This window comes from Sporolactobacillus inulinus (genome assembly GCF_006539285.1).
Taxonomy (GTDB): Bacteria; Bacillota; Bacilli; order Bacillales; family Sporolactobacillaceae; genus Sporolactobacillus; species Sporolactobacillus inulinus.
This window is the reverse complement of record NZ_BJMS01000207.1, coordinates 1-1,339: the sequence shown is the minus strand read 5'-3', so window position 1 is coordinate 1,339 and position 1,339 is coordinate 1. Positions and strand designations below refer to the sequence as shown.

Annotated in this window: 1 protein-coding gene; it reads left to right on the top strand. The window is 44.0% G+C overall.

Translation table 11 applies throughout. The features are described 5' to 3' along the window. The first annotated feature begins 157 nt into the window (after positions 1-157). Positions 158-961 carry an undecaprenyl-diphosphate phosphatase gene (gene bacA, locus SIN01_RS14725; RefSeq protein WP_029548172.1) on the top strand — a complete coding sequence of 268 codons (804 nt, stop codon included), beginning with the start codon at positions 158-160 and terminating at the stop codon, positions 959-961. Positions 962-1,339 lie beyond the last annotated feature (378 nt).

Here is a 1,339-nt window from a genome sequence, read left to right as displayed (position 1 = left end):
GATTTTTTATACTTTCCTACCAGTAAAAAATCGATTTAGAAGTCATGATTTTGTATTCCTCGACGAACAGCTATAAGGATGCAAAGTGTGAATATGCTATAATAAGAGGGCTTGTTTGACAAACGAAACGAATACCGATTTAAGGCTGGTGAACTTTTTGATTCAACTATTCATTGCGGTCATTCTCGGAGCCGTAGAAGGATTAACCGAATTTGCGCCTGTTTCCTCAACGGGGCATCTTATATTGGCTGCCGATCTGCTCAATTTTAAAGGCGAGACGGCCAAAACGTTTGAGGTCATCATTCAATTAGGCTCCATCATGGCTGTTGTAGTCCTCTATTGGAAACGATTGTGGAGTCTGTTCGGGCTTTATCGAAACGAGCCAAAAACCGGACCCGAAAATTTGAATTTAATCCACATCATCGTTGCCGGAATTCCTGCAGGTATCCTCGGCTTTCTTTTACGCGATTTTATTAAAAATGTGCTTTTTTCGCCGCAGAGCGTGCTCATCGCACTGGTTGTTGGCGGTATTCTAATGATTATTGCAGAAAAAATTGCTGCAAATCGTGGCGGCAGAGGAACAAAAGAGCTGTCTTACGCTCAAGCCTTTGTCATTGGTCTGTTCCAATGTCTGTCACTCTGGTCCGGATTTTCGCGTTCCGGTTCCACGATCGCCGGAGGGATCATTGCCGGGGTAGAACGAAAAACGGCAGCAGAATTCTCTTTCATTTTGGCTGTTCCGATGATGATCGGAGCAAGCGGATTAGACTTTTATAAGAGTCTTGATTTCCTGTCGGCAAGTGACATCCCGCTCTTTGTTGTCGGTTTTCTAACCGCATTTGTTGTCGCAATGCTCGCCATTCTCTTCTTTATGAAACTATTACGCCGCTACACGCTTGTACCGTTTGCGGTCTATCGTTTTATTCTTGCTGCTGTTTTTGCCCTGTTTATCATTTTCTGAGTACGCATTACTATGATTTTATCAAGTCCTTTACATGCGATGAGCCGCCTCTCCAGCGGAACATCGCATGTTTGCATTAAAGCGAATCTTTTTAAGCGGTTTCTAATGTTTTTTTCCGATTGACCCAGTTTCCACAGAATTTTTGCGAATAGGTTAACGGTGTTACGCTGATCAATCGTTCCATTTATAAGGACAGAAGCGCCATGACATGTATTAAGGTAACTGATGAGCATTTCTATTGACGGCGCAGATCTCATTGACGACTTCTTTGGCAGAATGCACGTCGGAATGGGATCCATGCGCGTTCGTGCAGCATTTTCTTAAACCACCCGCTCGTGTCTTCTCTGTGCTGAATCGTCGCTTCGGTTACTCGCTTGC